The organism is Actinomadura sp. NPDC047616 (assembly GCF_040642915.1).
GTDB lineage: Bacteria > Actinomycetota > Actinomycetes > Streptosporangiales > Streptosporangiaceae > Spirillospora > Spirillospora miaoliensis.
Genome location: NZ_JBEYTB010000019.1, coordinates 30,418 through 45,982 on the forward strand (window position 1 = coordinate 30,418; position 15,565 = coordinate 45,982).

General features: G+C 70.0%; 14 protein-coding genes and 1 pseudogene. 6 read left to right on the forward strand and 9 right to left on the reverse strand.

Features of this window, described 5'->3' with window-relative positions; genetic code table 11:
- Window positions 1-185: 185 nt before the first annotated feature.
- On the forward strand, window positions 186-344 hold the full coding sequence (locus ABZ801_RS34775; RefSeq protein ID WP_360706289.1) for a hypothetical protein: 159 nt from the start codon (window positions 186-188) through the stop codon (window positions 342-344).
- A 5-nt stretch (window positions 345-349) separates the two neighbouring features.
- Window positions 350-1,747 (forward strand): FAD-dependent monooxygenase, encoded by a 1,398-nt coding sequence (locus tag ABZ801_RS34780; protein ID WP_360706291.1) that lies wholly within the window; start codon window positions 350-352, stop codon window positions 1,745-1,747.
- A gap of 474 nt (window positions 1,748-2,221) precedes the next feature.
- Here the strand turns inward: ABZ801_RS34780 and ABZ801_RS34785 are convergent, their stop codons facing one another.
- The 3 genes from ABZ801_RS34785 to ABZ801_RS34795 form a co-directional block, all read right to left on the reverse strand.
- On the reverse strand, window positions 2,222-3,991 hold the full coding sequence (locus ABZ801_RS34785; RefSeq protein WP_360706294.1) for a hypothetical protein: 1,770 nt from the start codon (window positions 3,989-3,991) through the stop codon (window positions 2,222-2,224).
- A 10-nt stretch (window positions 3,992-4,001) separates the two neighbouring features.
- Window positions 4,002-4,610, reverse strand: a complete 609-nt coding sequence (locus ABZ801_RS34790) for a hypothetical protein (RefSeq protein WP_360706298.1) — start codon at window positions 4,608-4,610, stop codon at window positions 4,002-4,004.
- 66 nt (window positions 4,611-4,676) lie between these two features.
- Window positions 4,677-4,874 (reverse strand): hypothetical protein, encoded by a 198-nt coding sequence (locus ABZ801_RS34795; RefSeq protein WP_360706301.1) that lies wholly within the window; start codon window positions 4,872-4,874, stop codon window positions 4,677-4,679.
- Between the two features lie 459 nt (window positions 4,875-5,333).
- Between ABZ801_RS34795 and ABZ801_RS34800 the strand changes: the two are divergent.
- A pseudogene (locus ABZ801_RS34800) lies at window positions 5,334-5,714 on the forward strand (MBL fold metallo-hydrolase); the annotation flags it as partial.
- Between the two features lie 117 nt (window positions 5,715-5,831).
- On the opposite strand, the gene ABZ801_RS34805 reads toward ABZ801_RS34800, so the two are convergent.
- From ABZ801_RS34805 to ABZ801_RS34825, 5 genes are all read right to left on the reverse strand, one after another.
- The gene (locus ABZ801_RS34805) at window positions 5,832-6,287 is read right to left on the reverse strand and encodes a GNAT family N-acetyltransferase (protein ID WP_360706624.1); all 456 of its coding nucleotides are present in this window, start codon (window positions 6,285-6,287) and stop codon (window positions 5,832-5,834) included.
- A gap of 678 nt (window positions 6,288-6,965) precedes the next feature.
- Window positions 6,966-8,459, reverse strand: coding sequence for a class II fumarate hydratase (locus ABZ801_RS34810; protein WP_360706304.1), 1,494 nt, complete (start codon window positions 8,457-8,459; stop codon window positions 6,966-6,968).
- Between the two features lie 3 nt (window positions 8,460-8,462).
- Entirely contained in the window at window positions 8,463-10,220 is a 1,758-nt protein-coding gene (locus ABZ801_RS34815) for an NAD-dependent malic enzyme (RefSeq protein WP_360706626.1), read from the reverse strand.
- 187 nt (window positions 10,221-10,407) lie between these two features.
- Window positions 10,408-10,599 carry a hypothetical protein gene (locus ABZ801_RS34820; protein WP_360706306.1) on the reverse strand — a complete coding sequence of 64 codons (192 nt, stop codon included), beginning with the start codon at window positions 10,597-10,599 and terminating at the stop codon, window positions 10,408-10,410.
- A 497-nt stretch (window positions 10,600-11,096) separates the two neighbouring features.
- Entirely contained in the window at window positions 11,097-11,693 is a 597-nt protein-coding gene (locus ABZ801_RS34825; protein ID WP_360706309.1) for a hypothetical protein, read from the reverse strand.
- A gap of 345 nt (window positions 11,694-12,038) precedes the next feature.
- Between ABZ801_RS34825 and ABZ801_RS34830 the strand changes: the two genes are divergently transcribed.
- The 3 genes from ABZ801_RS34830 to ABZ801_RS34840 are packed head-to-tail and all read left to right on the forward strand — an operon-like array spanning window position 12,039 to window position 14,223.
- On the forward strand, window positions 12,039-12,329 hold the full coding sequence (locus tag ABZ801_RS34830; RefSeq protein WP_360706312.1) for a hypothetical protein: 291 nt from the start codon (window positions 12,039-12,041) through the stop codon (window positions 12,327-12,329).
- On the forward strand, window positions 12,326-12,904 hold the full coding sequence (locus ABZ801_RS34835) for a sigma-70 family RNA polymerase sigma factor (protein ID WP_360706315.1): 579 nt from the start codon (window positions 12,326-12,328) through the stop codon (window positions 12,902-12,904). Before ABZ801_RS34830 ends, ABZ801_RS34835 begins: the two co-directional genes overlap by 4 nt.
- On the forward strand, window positions 12,901-14,223 hold the full coding sequence (locus ABZ801_RS34840) for a cyclic nucleotide-binding domain-containing protein (RefSeq protein WP_360706318.1): 1,323 nt from the start codon (window positions 12,901-12,903) through the stop codon (window positions 14,221-14,223). The genes ABZ801_RS34835 and ABZ801_RS34840 overlap by 4 nt, the downstream gene beginning before the upstream one ends.
- Here the strand turns inward: ABZ801_RS34840 and ABZ801_RS34845 are convergent.
- Window positions 14,186-14,893 (reverse strand): hypothetical protein, encoded by a 708-nt coding sequence (locus tag ABZ801_RS34845; RefSeq protein ID WP_360706321.1) that lies wholly within the window; start codon window positions 14,891-14,893, stop codon window positions 14,186-14,188. The genes ABZ801_RS34840 and ABZ801_RS34845 overlap by 38 nt on opposite strands.
- Window positions 14,894-15,565 lie beyond the last annotated feature (672 nt).

Consider the following 15,565-nt stretch of genomic DNA (forward strand, 5'->3'; position numbering starts at 1 on the left):
GTCGCGCTGACCCCATCTCGATTACCTCTCATCCGAGTGCAACCGCACTACCAGTATGTAACGCCCGCGGGGCGACCACGCACCAATCCACGACTCCGGCCCGCTTTCGGATCACCGGAGCGCGCTCTCAAACCACTCTGAAAGGAACCCCATCCCTGTCTTACCTGCTTCACATCGACTCCTCCATGCTCGGCGAGGCCTCGGTCTCCCGCCAGGTCGCCCAGTCCTTCCTCGAAGGCTGCGACGGCAAGGTTGTTCACCGCGACCTCGCCGCCGCACCCGTGCCCCACCTCAGCGCGGACGGCATCACCGCACGCGCCACACCTCAATTCAATGGAGAGTGATTACTTTGAATGCACACGACACCATCGTGGTCGGCGCGGGCCCGGTCGGGCTGTGGATGGCGGCGGAGCTGGCCCTGGGCGGCGGGCGACCGCTGGTCCTGGAACGGGCCGAGCAGCGGAGCCCGCACTCGAAGGCGCTGGCCATCCACCCGCGCACGATCGAAGTACTGGCGATGCGCGGGCAGGAACAGGCCTTCCTCGACGGCGGGCTGCCCGTGCCGGACGGGCACTTCGGCGTGCTGCCTGCTCGCCTGGACTTCCGAGGGCTGGCCACGCCGTTCCCGTTCATGCTCGCGCACCCGCAACTGCGCACCGAGGAACTACTCGAACAGCACGCCCTGGCCCTCGGGGTGGTGATCCGGCGCGGGCACCAGGTGTCCGGACTGAGCCAGGACGAACAGGGCGTGACGCTGCGGGTCAGCGGGCCGGACGGCGAGTACGAGATCACCGCGGACCACGTGGTCGGGGCGGACGGCGCGGGCAGCACCGTGCGCCAGGCGGCGGGCATTGACTTCCCCGGCACCGACTCGACCGTCTTCGGCTTCCTCGGCGACGTCGAGCTGGCCGACCCGCCAGAGCGGCCGGGCTACTGGCACAACGAACACGGCGCGCTGATCGTGGCCCCGATCCCTGGCGGGCGCTACCGCGTCACCGGGTACGCCCCGTCAGCCCCCACCCCAACCCTGGAGTCCCTGCGGGAGACGGCGAAACGGATCGCGGACACGGACTTCGGCCTGCACTCCCCGGTGTGGCTGTCCCGCTTCGGCAACGCCACCCGGCTCGCGGCGGAGTACCGGAAGGGCCGGGTGTTTCTGGCGGGCGACGCCGCGCACATGCACTTCCCGGCGGGCGGCGTCGGGTTGAACGTGGGCCTGCAGGACGCGATGAACCTGGGCTGGAAGCTGGCCGCGGTCCAGCGGGGCTGGGCGGACGCGGCCCTGCTGGACATCTACCACCCGGAACGCCACCCCGTCGGCGTGGCCCTGGGCGAACACACCAAGGCCCAGACCGCCCTGATCACCGCCACCACCGAGGAGGGCCAGTCCCTGCGTCGGTTCATGGCGGACCTGCTGCGCACCCATCCCGACGTGGCGACCGCACTGGCCAACACGCTGACCGCGCTGGACGTGCGCTATCCGGGCACCCATCCCCTGGCAGGCCAGCGCCTCCCGGCCACCCGCGAGCAGCTGCACCTGTTGCGCGAGGGCCGCCCGGTGCTGCTGGCCCAGGAAGCCAGCCCGGCGTTGAAGGACCTGGCCACGAGCGCGGACCTCCGGCTGTACGAGACCGAGCTGCCCTGGCCCACGGCCGCCGTGCTGATGCGCCCGGACGGGCACGTATGGGCCGCCGGGGACACTGCTGGGCAGTTGGCGGACGCCATGGCGGAACTGCCCCTGGCCTGACAAAAAGCGGCGGCCCCCGGGAAAGCTCTCCCGGAGGCCGCCGCCTGGACGTCTAGATGATTGATTCCGTGAAGATCACGTGAAGCGGGCCCCTGGGGGTGGGGCATGGGAGGAGAGCGTCCAAGATCAATGTGTGAGCAGAGAACCAACTGCGCCCCTATTTCACTGAGAAAACCCCAATGGGGTCCGACACCCCGGCAGGGCGCGAGACCGCGCCTCTACCAGCGCGTTTGCATGGTGAACAGTGTGCGCGGCCGCAGGTCGGCGCTTCTTGCGCCTCGCCCGTGGGGCGGTTTCTGCGTTACGGCAACCCGCCGATCATGCTCCGCTACGTGGTGGTTCCCGGCACGTTCGGGAGAAGGGCGCCGGTAGCGCCGGCCGCGCGACCGGTGCTGCGGGTGGCGGCCTGTCCGGCATTCGGCTGTGCTGCCCTGCGGTCTTGGGCGGGTAGGGGGGCTGCGTTGGTGTTGCTGGTCAGGTGGGGCGGCGGTGGCGTCGGCCGGTGTTGTGCGGGGGTGGGTGGGTTGCGGCGAGGTGGTCGTGGAGTTCGGCGTGGCGGAACTGGTAGTAGGGGCCGACGGTGCGTAGCAGGCCGAGGCGGTGGCAGTCGTCCAGGAAGGGCATCAGCCGGCGTGGCAGGTGACCGGCTCGTGCCAGTTTCCAGGTGGCGATCAGGTAGGCCCACCAGGCCCGGTGTTTCCCGAACGCGAGCCCGACCGTGAGCGCGACCGTGAGCCCGGCCGCGAGCCCGAACGTGAGCCCGGCCGCGAGCTCGGACCACCCATCCGGGAACCCATCCCAGAGCCCAACCAAGAGCGTGAACACGAGACCGGACGCGAGGGTGGTGCTGACGCGGAGCAGGTTCAGTCTCCGGTCGGTGCGCCAGCTGCTCATCGGTGTTGTGGCGTGCTGGGTCTGCGCTGGTGTCGCTGCCCAAGCCATGATCCCCAGCGCAAGCGCGAGCGGGAGCCCCACGGGCCCAGCAGACACGAGCGCGACCGGGAGCCCGGCCGCGAGCCCGTCCGAGAGCCTGTCCGGGAGGTTGTACACGAGCCCGTCCACGAGCGCATCCACGAGCCCCGCCGCGGACCCGAACGCGAGCCCGATCGCGAGCCCGAGCGCGAGTCCGAGCGGGAGCCTGGCCGCGATGTTGCGCGCGAGGGCGGCCGAGCGTCGGCGGATGTGCAGGTCGGCGTATCCGGGTGAGTCTTGCGCCCATGACCGTGCCGTGAGCCCGAACACGAGCCCGAACACGAGCCCGAACGCGAGCACGGCCGTGAGCCCGTACGCGAGCCCCTCCACGAGCCTGTCCGTGAGCCCCCCCGAGGCCGTGAGCCCGATGAGCACGATCGTGAGTGCGGTGGTGAGGGTGGTGGTGAGGGTGAGTCGGAGTCGTGTGGTGGGGGTGAAGGTGTGGGTGGTGGCGGCCAGTCGCCACCAGGCGAGGTCGCGGGTGCCCTGGCCGCCGTGGCCGCCGGTGGCGGGTTGGGTGGTGAGGTGGTGGGCCAGGTATCCCAGCCAGTGGCGGACCTGGGCGGGGTCGTGGCGGCGGCGGGGGCGGAACGGTTCGGCGGAGTTGTCGCTGGGAGGACGAGCGTCGATCAGGGCGGGGATGAGCTGGTCGAGCAGGTGGGCCTGGAGCGCGGCGGGGGTGGGGAAGCGGGCCGGGTCGGTCAGTGGGGTGGGGTCGGCGCCGGGGGCGGTGTAGACGGTGCGGACCAGCCACAGTCCCAGCGGGGTGGCGGCCAGGTCGGCCAGCGCCGCCGCTGGCCGGTGGGCCGCCCGGCCGGGCGGGGTCTGGTCGGCGGGGGGTGTGGCGCGCAGCGCGGTCAGGGTCTGCTGCCAGGCCGGTCCGGGGGAGGGTGGCAGGCAGCGGGTGAGGTAGTCGGCGGCGGCCGCGGGTGTCAGCGGGAGTGGTTCCAGCACGGCGGCGGAGGTGATCACGTCCCCGGCGGTGGTGATCGCGGCGGTGAACTCGGTGGTGCGGCTGGTGAGGATGAGCTGGTCGTCGCCGCCCAGGGAGCGGTTCAGCGCGGTGATCACCGCGGTCTGGGCGGGTGGGGGCAGCTCGTCCAGCCCGTCCAGAACCGGCAGGATGTGCCCCCGCCCGGCCAGGGCCCGTGCCGCCTCGGTGCCCAGCTCGGGTGCGCGCAGCGCCGGATAGTCGCCGGTGAGCCGATCGGCGATCCACTCCTGCAGGCGGGGGTGGCGCTGGGTGTCCCAGCCGGCCACCGGTAGCAGCACCGGCACCGACTCATCGGCGGTGCGGGTTGGCCAGCAGGTGCAGCAGCAGCTGCACCGCCAGGGTGGTCTTGCCGGTGCCCGGTCCGCCCAGGATCACCAGCCGGCGCCGCCGGGTGCGGCGGAACCGGTCGGCCAGCGCGCCGATGTCGGCGCTGGAGGCCGCCCACCGCAACCGCACCGGCCCACCCGCACGCCCACCCGCCGGTCCCGCGGACGGATCGATGTTGATGGCATGGTCCATCACCTCGGCCGCGTCCGGGGTCCGCCATCGCACCGGGATCGGGTCGGGGTCGTCCAGCAACCGCAGCCGCGCTTCGTCCTTCCATTGCTGGTCCACCAGCTCGGCCAGCAGCTGCTTGGCCTGCGCCAGGCTGTCTGCGGCCGGTGCGGCGGCGCCGAGCCGGCGGGAGCGCTGCCGGGCCCACCGCACCGCGCTGACCAGGGCCACCGCGGCGCCGAGCAGTAGCCCCCCGGTCAACTGCGCGCGGTCCGCCGCCTCCTCCAGCCCCGCCTTGCCCTTGTCCAACAGCGGGTGGAAGGTCACCCCGGCCAGCACCAGCACCCCGGCCACCGCCGCCAGCACCCCCAGCCACGGCCACCAGCCCTTGCCCCTAGCCATGATCACCATCTTGACGCCGACGCCCCGCACCGCGCTGGTAAAGGTCCACAAACGCCCCATCCCGGCTCACCCGAACCCACCCGGCGGCCAGCCCGAAACGGGGGGCGCGGCCACCGGGCACAGGCCCGTGACCGGCGGCAGCCCGGCGATCTGCGCGTACCCGGTGTTCAGCGACTGCCAGCGCAGCCAGGACCTCACGCGGCAGCACGGCCCGCGGGACGCCCGCAGTCCCGCAACCCAGCGCGGCGGTTCCGCCTCAGCCAAGCGGTCCTCCCAGCCCCTCGCCGACCGGCCGGCACCGATCACCGGCGCAGCGCGCAGATGACCGTCGCGTCGTCGCGCTCCGGCCACGCCCGCGGCGGGGAGGTGACCGACGGCGATCCCGACCGCCAACGGCGGCGGCTCTCCGAGCGCCTCACCCATCCGCCCCGCACGCCCCGGCGATACCCGGGACATCACATGGTCGGGCGACGACCAAAACCACCCCGAGGTCGATCAGCGCACCGTTTGCGGCATCCGATCACGCGGCAGACCCCGACACGGCCCGGACACCGTCGATGTGCCGATGACGTCCCGGTTCCCGCCGTCGACCCAGGCGCCACAGGCCCGGCCAGCGCGGCGACGGCGGCGCCGTGGCGGACTTCCGCGACGGCGCCGGACTCTGACGATAACTTGACTAGATGTCCGCTTTTCCCTCGTCCCGAACACGGCAACCGGTCCGGCATGACCGATCTGGCCTTCGGTGACCGCACCGACTTCGACAACGCCGACCGCGGCCACATCGCCTCCCGCTCCCCCGGGATCGTCAAGAACGCCCAGGGACAGGTCGTCTGGGACAACGACGTCTTCTCCTTCCTGGACGGAGAATGCCCTGCATCGGTACACCCGTCGCTGTGGCGGCAGTCGCAGCTGTGCGCCAAGCAGGGCCTGTTCGAGGTGACCGAGGGCATCTACCAGGTCCGCGGGCTCGACCTGTCGAACATGACCCTGGTCGAAGGAGACACCGGGGTCATCGTGATCGACCCGCTGGTGTCGAACGAGACGGCCGCCGCCGCCCTCGCCCTGTACCGCGAGCACCGCGGCGACCGCCCCGTCACCGGCATGCGGGCGAATGACCGGGGTAATGACATCCACTCACCCACGGGCCGATCCTCGCTGCACGGCCTCCGACCGGGCGGTGGCGTGCCACGGCTTGCAGCGCCGAGCGACAGCGAGCGCCACTCAGGCCTCGGCGGACAGACGGAGCTCCAGGATTTCCTCATCGCCGAAGGCCTTCCCGATGGGGGTGAACCCCGCAGAGGTGTAGAGGGCCCAGGCCGCGGCGTTGTCCGCGTGTACCCCCAGCCGCAGCACCGGCGCGTCGAACTCGTCCCGCACATGTGCGATGACCTGCTGGAGAGCGGCTCGGCCCAGGCCCTTTCCCTGGTAAGCCTTGTCGATCATCAAGCGGTACAGCCACATCTGCCCGTCGTCGGGATCGGGACCGTACATCGCGAAGCCCACGGTACGCACATCGTGCATCACCGCCCGGGTCACGAAGCCCGGCAAGAAGCGACTTTCGGCGATCGAGTACAGGTTCGACGCGATGAAGTCGCGCTGGTCGTCGGCCACCGTCAGTTCGGCCACCTCCTCCCAGGTCTCCCGGCACAGATCGGCAAGGCGCACACGCATCGGCATGAGGTATTCCTAGCCGATCTCCGCACGGTCATCATGTGAATATTCACGGTCATGGCCGCCTGCGGGGTGTTCCAGTCCGGCAGTTGCCGCGTCGGCGACCCGCCGCGCGATCTGCATCGCGTGCCGCGACAACGTGTCCAGCTCGTCCGGAGCCCGCCCCAGGCGCCGTACCCGGCCGGCGGCCGCCGGGTCGGCTGCCAGGCGGCGCCGCTGCAATCGACTCACCGCAGGTGGTCCGGTGCGTCGACGTTGCCGAGAAGAACAGCAAGGGTTGGAGGGTGCCTACCGCAGGATGCCGACGCACCTACCGACCCGCCGGGCGGCGCCGCGCCGCAACGTCCCTCCGCGCGCCGTCGATCTCAGCATCGGTCACCCGTACGGTCATGCCATTGAACGGTAGCGATCACCACCGACACTCGGCCTCCTCTCGGCACACCGTTACCGTGGAAACACCCAAAGCCCCCAGCCCGGTCATCACCTCCGCTGGCTCTATGGCGATGCCAGGCACCGCCAGCCCGGCGGCCGTCAATGCCACGGCCATGCCCTGCTGCCGTTGACCGTTCTGTCTCCCATGCAGCAGGTCGAGATGCCGGGTGTTCTGCTGGAGGTCGTACGGGCGGCGCCGGCGGAGGGGCCTTGGAGCCCGCTCTATGAGGGGGAGCCGGGCACATGGGTGCCTCAGGAGCGATCTCGCCTCGTCTGATCGCTGTTCTCGTCGGTCGAGGTGCCGGCCGCTCCCGGCCGGGTGAGGTTCTCCGGGATGACGACGCGTTCGTACAGTTCCGGGCTGACCCCGGACTTCAGCGCGGCGTCCTTCAGGGTCAAGTCCTCGTCCAGGGCGCGGTGGGCGATCCGGGCGGCCTTGTCGTAGCCGATGACCGGGCTGAGCGCGGTGACCATCATGATCGAACGTTCCAGATTCTCGGCGAGCCTGCCGGTGTTGAGCCGGGCACCATCGACGAGGTAGACGCGGAAGTGTTCGGTCATGTCGGCGAGGATTCGCACTGAGTGCAGGATGTTGTTGATGATGACGGGGCGGAAGGCGTTGAGTTCGAAGTTGCCTTCGCCGCCGGCGATGGCAACGGCGGTGTCGTTGCCGATGACCTGGATGGCGACCATCAACATCGCCTCGGCCTGGGTCGGGTTCACCTTGCCCGGCATGATCGACGAGCCGGGTTCGTTGGCGGGCAGGATGAGCTCGTGCAGGCCGGTTCGCGGCCCGGAGCCCAGCCAGCGCAGGTCGTTGGCGAACTTGAACAGCGGCGCGACAAGGGCGCGGATCGCTGCGGACGTGCGAACGAGCGCGTCGCAGGAGGCTTGGGCGGCGAACTTGTTGGGTGCGCTGGTGAAGGGGCGGCCGGTCAGGTCCGCGATCCGTGCGGCGACCTCGTCACCGAAACCGGGCGGAGCGTTCAGGCCGGTACCGACCGCCGTGCCGCCGATCGCCAGCCGGTACAAGCCGCGTGTGAGGTGGCGCAGGTGATCGGTGCCGTCGGTGAGCTGGGCTGCGTAGCCGGACCATTCCTGGCCGACGGTGAGCGGGGTGGCGTCTTCCAGGTGGGTGCGGCCGATCTTCACGACGTGTTCCCATTCGTGGCTCTTGGCCTGCGTGGCCTGCTGGAGCCGGTCCAGGGCGGGCAGCAGCCTGGTCTCGATCATCGAGGCGGCGGCGATGTGCATGGCGGACACAAAGGTGTCGTTGGAGGACTGGCCCATGTTCACGTGGTCGTTCGGATGCACCGGATCCTTGCTGCCCAGCCGGCCCCCGAGCAGTTGAATCGCCCGATTGGAGATCACCTCGTTGACGTTCATGTTCGACTGGGTGCCCGAGCCGGTCTGCCAGACGTACAGCGGGAACTCGGTGTCGAGGTCGCCGCGGATGACCTCCTCGGCGACGCGGGCGATCAGATCGGCCTTCCACTGAGGGAGCCGGCCGGCCGAACCGTTGACGAGGGCTGCGGCCTTTTTGATGTAGCCGTAGGCGTGGTAGATCTCCTTCGGCATCCGATCATCACCGATGTCGAAGTGGATCAGTGATCGCTGGGTCTGCGCGCCCCAGTAGTGGCCGGCGGGCACCTGGATCTCGCCGATGGAGTCGGTCTCGGTGCGGGTGCCGGTATCGGTGAGCCCGATGGGCAGATCCTTGACCTGCGGCGTGTCGCTGGTGGCCATCGTCTAGCGTCCCTTGACCGGCTTGTACTCCGGCTGCCACATAGCGTCCTGAACCTGCCGGACCGGTTCCTTCAGGTCCACGCGGGCCAGGTCTTCGCGTGCGGCCTGCTCGGCGACCGCGACCGCGACGGTCGCCGAGACCTCCCGCAGGTTCTCCACCTGGGGAAGCAGGGATGCGCCCGGGGCGGTCACGTCGACCATGCCGCCCACGGCCTCGGCCGCGGCCTGCAGCATGCCGTCGCTGATGCGCCGCGCACGGGAGACGATCGCGCCCAGTCCCAGCCCCGGATACAGCAGCGCGTTGTTGGCTTGGGCGATGGCGTGCGTCACGCGGCCATAGGTGATCGGGTCGACCGGGACGCCGGTGGCGATCAAAGCCCGGCCGTCACTCCAGCGCAGCAGGTCGGCGGGCATCGCCTCGATCCGCTCGGTCGGGTTGGAGATCGGGAAGATCACGGGCCGCTCGACGCTCGCGGCCATCGTCCGCACGATGTGCTCGGTGAAGGCACCGTGTGCGGTGGAGGTGCCCAGCAGCATCGTCGGCTTGACCCGCTCGACGACCTCACCCAGCCCGATAGGGCCGTCGTCCCTCTTCCAGCCGTCGACCTCGGCGGCGGGACGGGCGTACGGCTGCTGGAAGTCCCGCAGATCGGGCATGTCATCGACGAGAAGGCCCTGCTTGTCGATGGGCCAGATCCGCCGGGTGGCCGCCTCGTGATCCAGGCCGTCCCGGACCATCGCGGCGCGCAACTGGTCGGCGATGCCGATGCCCGCGGTTCCGGCGCCGAACACGACGATCCGCTGGTCCCGCATCGGCGTGCCGGACACCCGCACCGCGCCGAGCATCGCGGCCAGCACGATCGCACCGGTGCCCTGCATGTCGTCGTTGAAGGTCGGGATCCGGCCGGTGTACTTCTCCAGGATCCGCCGCGCGTTGGAGGGCCCGAAGTCCTCCCAGTGCAGCATGGCGGCCGGGAACATCCGGGTCACCGTGGTCACGTACACGTCGATGAAATCGTCATAGCGCCGCCCGCGGACCCGCGCGTGCCGGTTACCGACATAGCCCGGATCGTTCAACAGCTCCTCGTTGTCGGTGCCGACGTCCAGTGCCACCGGGACGGCACGGGTCGGGTCGATCCCGGCCGCGGCAGTGTAGACCGCGAGCTTGCCGGCCGCGATCCCGGCGCCACCGCCCACCCCCCAGTCCCCGATACCCAAGATCTCTTCAGCGTCGGAGGCCACCACCAGATCGACATCATCCGGGCACAACCCGAGGTTGGCGAAGGCGCGCTCGATCCCGTCCACATCGTCGACGGACAGGTACACACCCCGCGGCCGCCGGTACTCATGGCTGTAGTTCTTGATCGCCTGCGCGACCGTGGGATCGTAGACAATCGGCAGCATCTCCCGCAGATGCTCCGACAGCAGCCGGTAGTACAAGACCTCGTCGCGGTCACGCAAGGCCTCCAGATAGACGTTCTTGGCCAAATCGCTCGGCTGCACCCGGTACTGCGCGTAGACCCGACGCACCTGCTGATCGATCGTCTCCACCGCCGACGGCAGCAGACCGTGCAACCCGAGTTCGTCACGTTCCTCGGCGGTGAACGCGGTTCCCTTGTTCAGCAAGGGCTCCCGCAGAACCTCCAGCCCACGCGCCAATGTGACATAACCCCCGTCCGCCTCCTCGAAGATCCGGCTAATCCCGACCGGCCGTTCCCCTCCGTCACTGACATCACTGCCTCCACAGCTCTCCGTCCACACGCCCGCCAAGGAGCACGCTTCTCCTCACGACCGTGCCCAAGTCGGCAGGCACCGACACCCCAGCCGCAAGCCTGGAAATCAGCAGGTGAACGTTGGGGTCCGGCCGCCACCAGTAGCTCTCTGGAACGACCAGTCACGCCAAGCCTGCCCCGCCGACCGCTCCTTAGCGTGACTTTTCGTTCGCCTGCTACGTCGCCCGCAGCAAGCCGGTCATCTCCTCCAGCAGCTGCCGCAACTCCTCCCCCGCTTGCGGGTCGGTGTCCACCAGCTGCTGCAACCGCAACCGCCACGCCCCCACCAGCGCCTGCTCGGTTTCGGCGTCCGCACGCTCGCGGGCCCCCACGATCTGCGGGCGCACCCGCTCCAGCTCCGCCTCCACCTGCCGAGTCTCCTGCGCGCCTTCCTCACCCGGCCGGGACCTGCGCCACCAGCGCCCCACCGGACGGACACCCGTGGGTGCTGTGGAGCGACGTGAATCCGTACTGGACCGGCCTTGCCTCCTTGCATCTCACCCGCTGCCTGCAGCCGGGATGCCGGGCGCAGCCGAAATGTGAAAGCGAGCAGCAGGACATAGGAGCCCGCCCCGGCCAGGTCGAACGCCACCGCCGACGCCGGCTCTGTCAAACATGGTCCAACTCTCCGGCCTCGACCGTGGAACCATCCCCGACCACCTCATGGCCGATCTTCTGGCCGCAGTGAAGGCGAGCGAGACGGTCACAGCACGACACAGACCACTGGGAGCCATGCAGTGATCCACTCAGAGGCGGTCCGGACGGCAAGAGCGCGTGAAGCCGGCCGCGCCCTCCCCCAATCGACCTAGCCGCACCCCAGAAGCAAGCGCTACCTCGCGTGGCGGTGGGCTCTTGCTCTAACTAATCAGCGTGGGGGACTCGCGGCTCCATCGCCGAGCACTCCCACCAGGCCGTTGGTGCCGGGGCGGCGCAGCCCTCGGTCGGCTGCTGCCCGTCGCGGCGGTGGTGGCGTGCCGCGCAGCAGCGGGCGGCCCTGCAGGTCGCTGACCGGGCCGCCCTCGGCGGGCCAGCGCACGCCCTGGGCGGGGTCCTTGTGATCGCCGTGGTGTCCGGCCCGCAGCGTGCAGGCGTAGCGGTGCCACTCGTGCACTCCGGCGGCGCCGCACTGGCCCGGGGCCACCTGGGCGGACCGGTCGGCCGGGGCAGGCGCGGCGATACCGGGCCGGCTGTGGGCGTAGTCGGCGTGGTGGGCGGCGTAGTGCGCCCAGCCCGCGTCGGTCAGCCGCCGGCGGCCGTCACTGGTGACGGTCACCAGGCCGCGGTCCCGGTGCCGGTCCACCGTCCCCGCCAGGCACCGGTGGCTCCACCCGTCGCGGGCGTAGCCGGTGGGCACAGCGGTGTCGGGGGCGGCCAGTACGCCACGGGCGATGTCGGCCAGCACCCGCCAGTCGTCGGCGACGGTCAGCGGCTCGGCGGCGACCTCGGCGGGGGTGCGCAGCACCACGTGCGGGTAGAGCTGGGCCGTATCGGTCGGCGTGCTCGGTGATGTGCGCGCGGCCCGCCTCGGTCAGCCGGCGCCGCCCGTCGGGGTCTTCGCGCCCGGTGCGAGGGTCCCGGTCGGTGTGCCGGTCAAGCGGCGCGGGGCCGCCGCACACCGCGCACGCTGCCACTATCCGCCACCTTTCATCACACTCACGGCGCTCGCAGCCGTGACGACAACGCCATCCGCAACGCGCGACGAAGACCAAGAGGATGGCGGACGCAAGGCTCCGGTCGACGCCGTGCCGCACCTCGCAAACGCTTCGGCGGGGTGACACGAGGTTGGTGTGTGAGGGCATGGAAAAGCTTGCGTGAGGCCTGGCCTGAGGCGCTCACGGCGGTAGTGTCGAATGCAACCTTCGTTGTTTCCTGGCAGGTGGGGCTGATGGTGCTGGGCGCCTTCGTCACCTGCGGCGCGTGGCGGCTGCTGGGCCAGCGGCAGCGGCAGGCGACGCTGCGGGAGGTGCTGTCTCGCGCCTCGGCCGGGACCGTGGTGGTGTACGAGGACGGCCCGGACGGTCACAGCGTGCGGATCTGGTCGAGTGATCAGCCAGACGCGCCCTCCCCGCCGTCACCGCCATCGCGGGGATCATCGTGATCGACCCCGAATGGCAGCCCGAAATCGCCGCGCTGTTCCGTGCCGAGGCAGAGAACCTGTTCGGCTTCGCCTGGGCCGCGCTGACGCAAGGTGACACCGAAACCGCCAGCGACCTGGTGCAGCAGACGTTCCAAGCGGCGGTCCAGGCGTGGGCAGAGCTGAGGATGCGCAGCCCCGAAGGCCAACGCAGGTGGCTGTACCGGGTGCTCAAGAACAAGGCGATCGACGAGTGGCGCAAACGTCGGCGGATTCACCTCGTGGACGAAGTCGCAGTCGAGGATCCCCACGGCGAGGAAAGCCTCGACGTCGGCCGCCAGGTGCTGAGCGCGGCGGCGTTACAGGAGTGCTGGAACGTGATCGCCAAAATGCCGCCGGACCGCGCCCGCGTGGCGTTCTTGCACTGGGCAGAGGACTGGAGCACCCGCGAGATCGCCGACCTGCTGGGCATCAGTTCGAGCACGGTGCGCGGTCACCTGTGGAAGGCGCGCACCGAACTGCTGCTGAGGGTGGGACCGCAGGTCCCGTTCATCGAGGATCCTGAACAAGAGGACTGGGGAAGGGGGACGGCATCATGAGCGACGACCGACGCCCCGAGATTCCGGCTTCGGTGAGCGCCGAGGAGGTCTACCAGCGGGCTGTCGAGCAGGCGCAGCAAGATCCCCCCGCCTACGACGTCGAAGCCGAACTCGGCCGGCTGACCGACTGGATCGACAGCACGCAGCGTCCTCGGCCGGCCGCTCAGCCGGCCTCGCGACAGCAGCCTTCCCGCGGCTTCTGGCCGTCGCTGACCCCGAACGAGCAGGCCGCGTTCGCGGCGGCCGCCCAGCCCGCCACCTTCGGCCCCGGGGAGGTCATCTGGACCGAGGGCCAGGTCTCCGACCACGTCCTGCTGATCCAGGAAGGCTGGGTCAAAGTCTCGGTCGAAAGGTCCGGTCAGCAGCGCCCCATCGCCATCCGCGGCCCCGGCGACCTCATCGGCGAACGCGCCGCCCTGCTGCTGCGCAAGCGCCCGTCCGACGTCGTCGCCCTCCACACCGTCCACGCGTTGCGGATGACCATCCAGCAGTTCGCCGCCTTCCTGTCCGACCATCCCCATGTCCTCGCCGTCCTGGAGAACCAGGCGTACGAACGCATGGCCGAGGAGGACCAGGTCCAGCAGCAGCCCTTCGTCCCCACGAGCCCGGCGCGGGAGACGCCGACGCCAGGTGTGCGTCGGCCGTCGGCGATCGCCGCCCGGCCCACTCCCGCGTGGGCGAGCCAGAACTGCACGATCCTTTTCGCCGACATCGCCGGTTTCGCCGGCGCAGACCGCACCGACGACGACCGGCTGGTTATCCGCCGCGTCATGTGGGTTCTGCTGCGCGAGGCGCTGGAGCAGTCGAACGTCCCCTGGGACGCCTGCCACCGGGAAGACCGCGGCGACGGTGCGCTCATCATCGTCCCGCCAGAGATCCCGACTGCCGCGGTCGTCGATCCCATGCTCGCCCGCCTGGCCGCTGGCCTGCGCCGCCACAACCGCTCCAGCGACGCCGCCCGCACCGTCCAGTTGCGACTCGCGCTGCACGTCGGGCCCGTGACGATCGACCAGCAGGGGGTCGTGGGATCGGCCATCATCCACGCCGCCCGGCTGCTGGACGTCCCCGCGTTTAAGCAGTGGCAGGACGAGACCCAGGCCGACCTGGCGTTCATCTCTTCCCCACCTGTGTACGAGTCCGTCATCGCGCACGGTCCGGGACTCATCGACCCGTCCGCCTACCAGCGCGTGCACAGCAAGGTGAAGGACCAGCAGCTCACCGGCTGGATGTACCTGTCGGGCGCTGCCACCTCCTCCACCACCAACTCATCCACCGGATCGTTCACCGCGGCCAAGCCCCCCGACGATCCCTTCCCATAAGGCTGCCCGGCCTTTTACGGGTACATAGCCTGGCGTCGTTCACGCGGTCGCCTCCCGCGGCGGCGTGCGCCCTGCCGCACGCAACTCGCAGGTCGGGAATGTGGTTGTAGAGGGTCCCCGGGGAGACGCCCAGCAGCTTGGCGATCGAGGTGACCGAATGCTCGGGGTTGGGGAGCATGTCGCGGGCGGCCCGGATCAGGTCCTCGTTGACGACGGTGGGGCGGCCGCCGACGCGGCCGCGCGCTTTGGCGGCGGCCAGGACCTGATGGTCGGCGCAACGGTCGACGAAGTCACCCCGCACGGCGATCAACACCAGTGCCGCCGGAGCGTCGGCGGGCCCGCACGGGACGGTCGCGGCCGCGTGCAACGCGGTGATGAACGCGGCCGTCTCCGCCGCCCCCTCCCCTGCCGCGCCGCCGGCCCCACCCTCGTCGGCGCCGCCGGTGCCGCCCTCGGGGGTGGTGAACAGCTCCTCGAACTGGTCGACGACCAGCACCAGCCGCCGGCTCCCTGCCTGGTCGGCCGGCAGGCCCCGGCGGCGAGCGTCGGTGTCGACGGCCTGGCGGATCAGCAGATGCGCCTGGTCGGGAGCGGCGGCCAGACTGGCACGGACCGTGGGCGCGTCCAGTCCCGCCCGCGGCCAGTCCCGGGCCGCCTCTTGATCATCCATCTCGAAGGATCTACGCGGTGGCCGTCTCACGTCACGACGCCACGCTCTTCACCTGCGGATACTCGTACACCACCTCCGTGGACGCAACCCAACTTCCCAGGGAATCGACAACGTGAGGTGCCGGACTGCGGCATCGCCCTCCTGCGTAACCTGGCCATGGCCGGCTGACCGGCCTCCACGCCACGCCCGCCGCCTAAACTCTCCAGCACTTCCTGATCATTACGGGACAGCCTTTACGGCAGCCTCAGCTGATCAATCCTGTGACCTCGTGGGAGGAGCGGAGTCGCCTACCGGTGAAGTGCACACCTCGACTGGGTTCAGGGCATTTCGACCAGCCGCATGCGGGCCGCCTGGTAGGCGGCGATCAGCGGATCGTTGGCCAGTCTGTGACAGGTGATGGTGGACTTTATCAGTCACAACTACACTTCTGACTCATCTTGAACGTATAGTAATTAAAGTTGGCGCCGAAGTCATACAGACGATCTACACGCCCACATCATGCAGCATCATTTCACCACCGGCGGCACCGAGCAGATGCTCGCCCATCTGGTCCCCACAATGCGCTGGCACCCACCCGTCCTGGAAGTCGATTATGCGCCGGGGCTGAACCGGGAAATTCACCTGTGCGGCCGGGGACTGACGTTTATTCCGACCTACTTCTGCCGGGCGAAC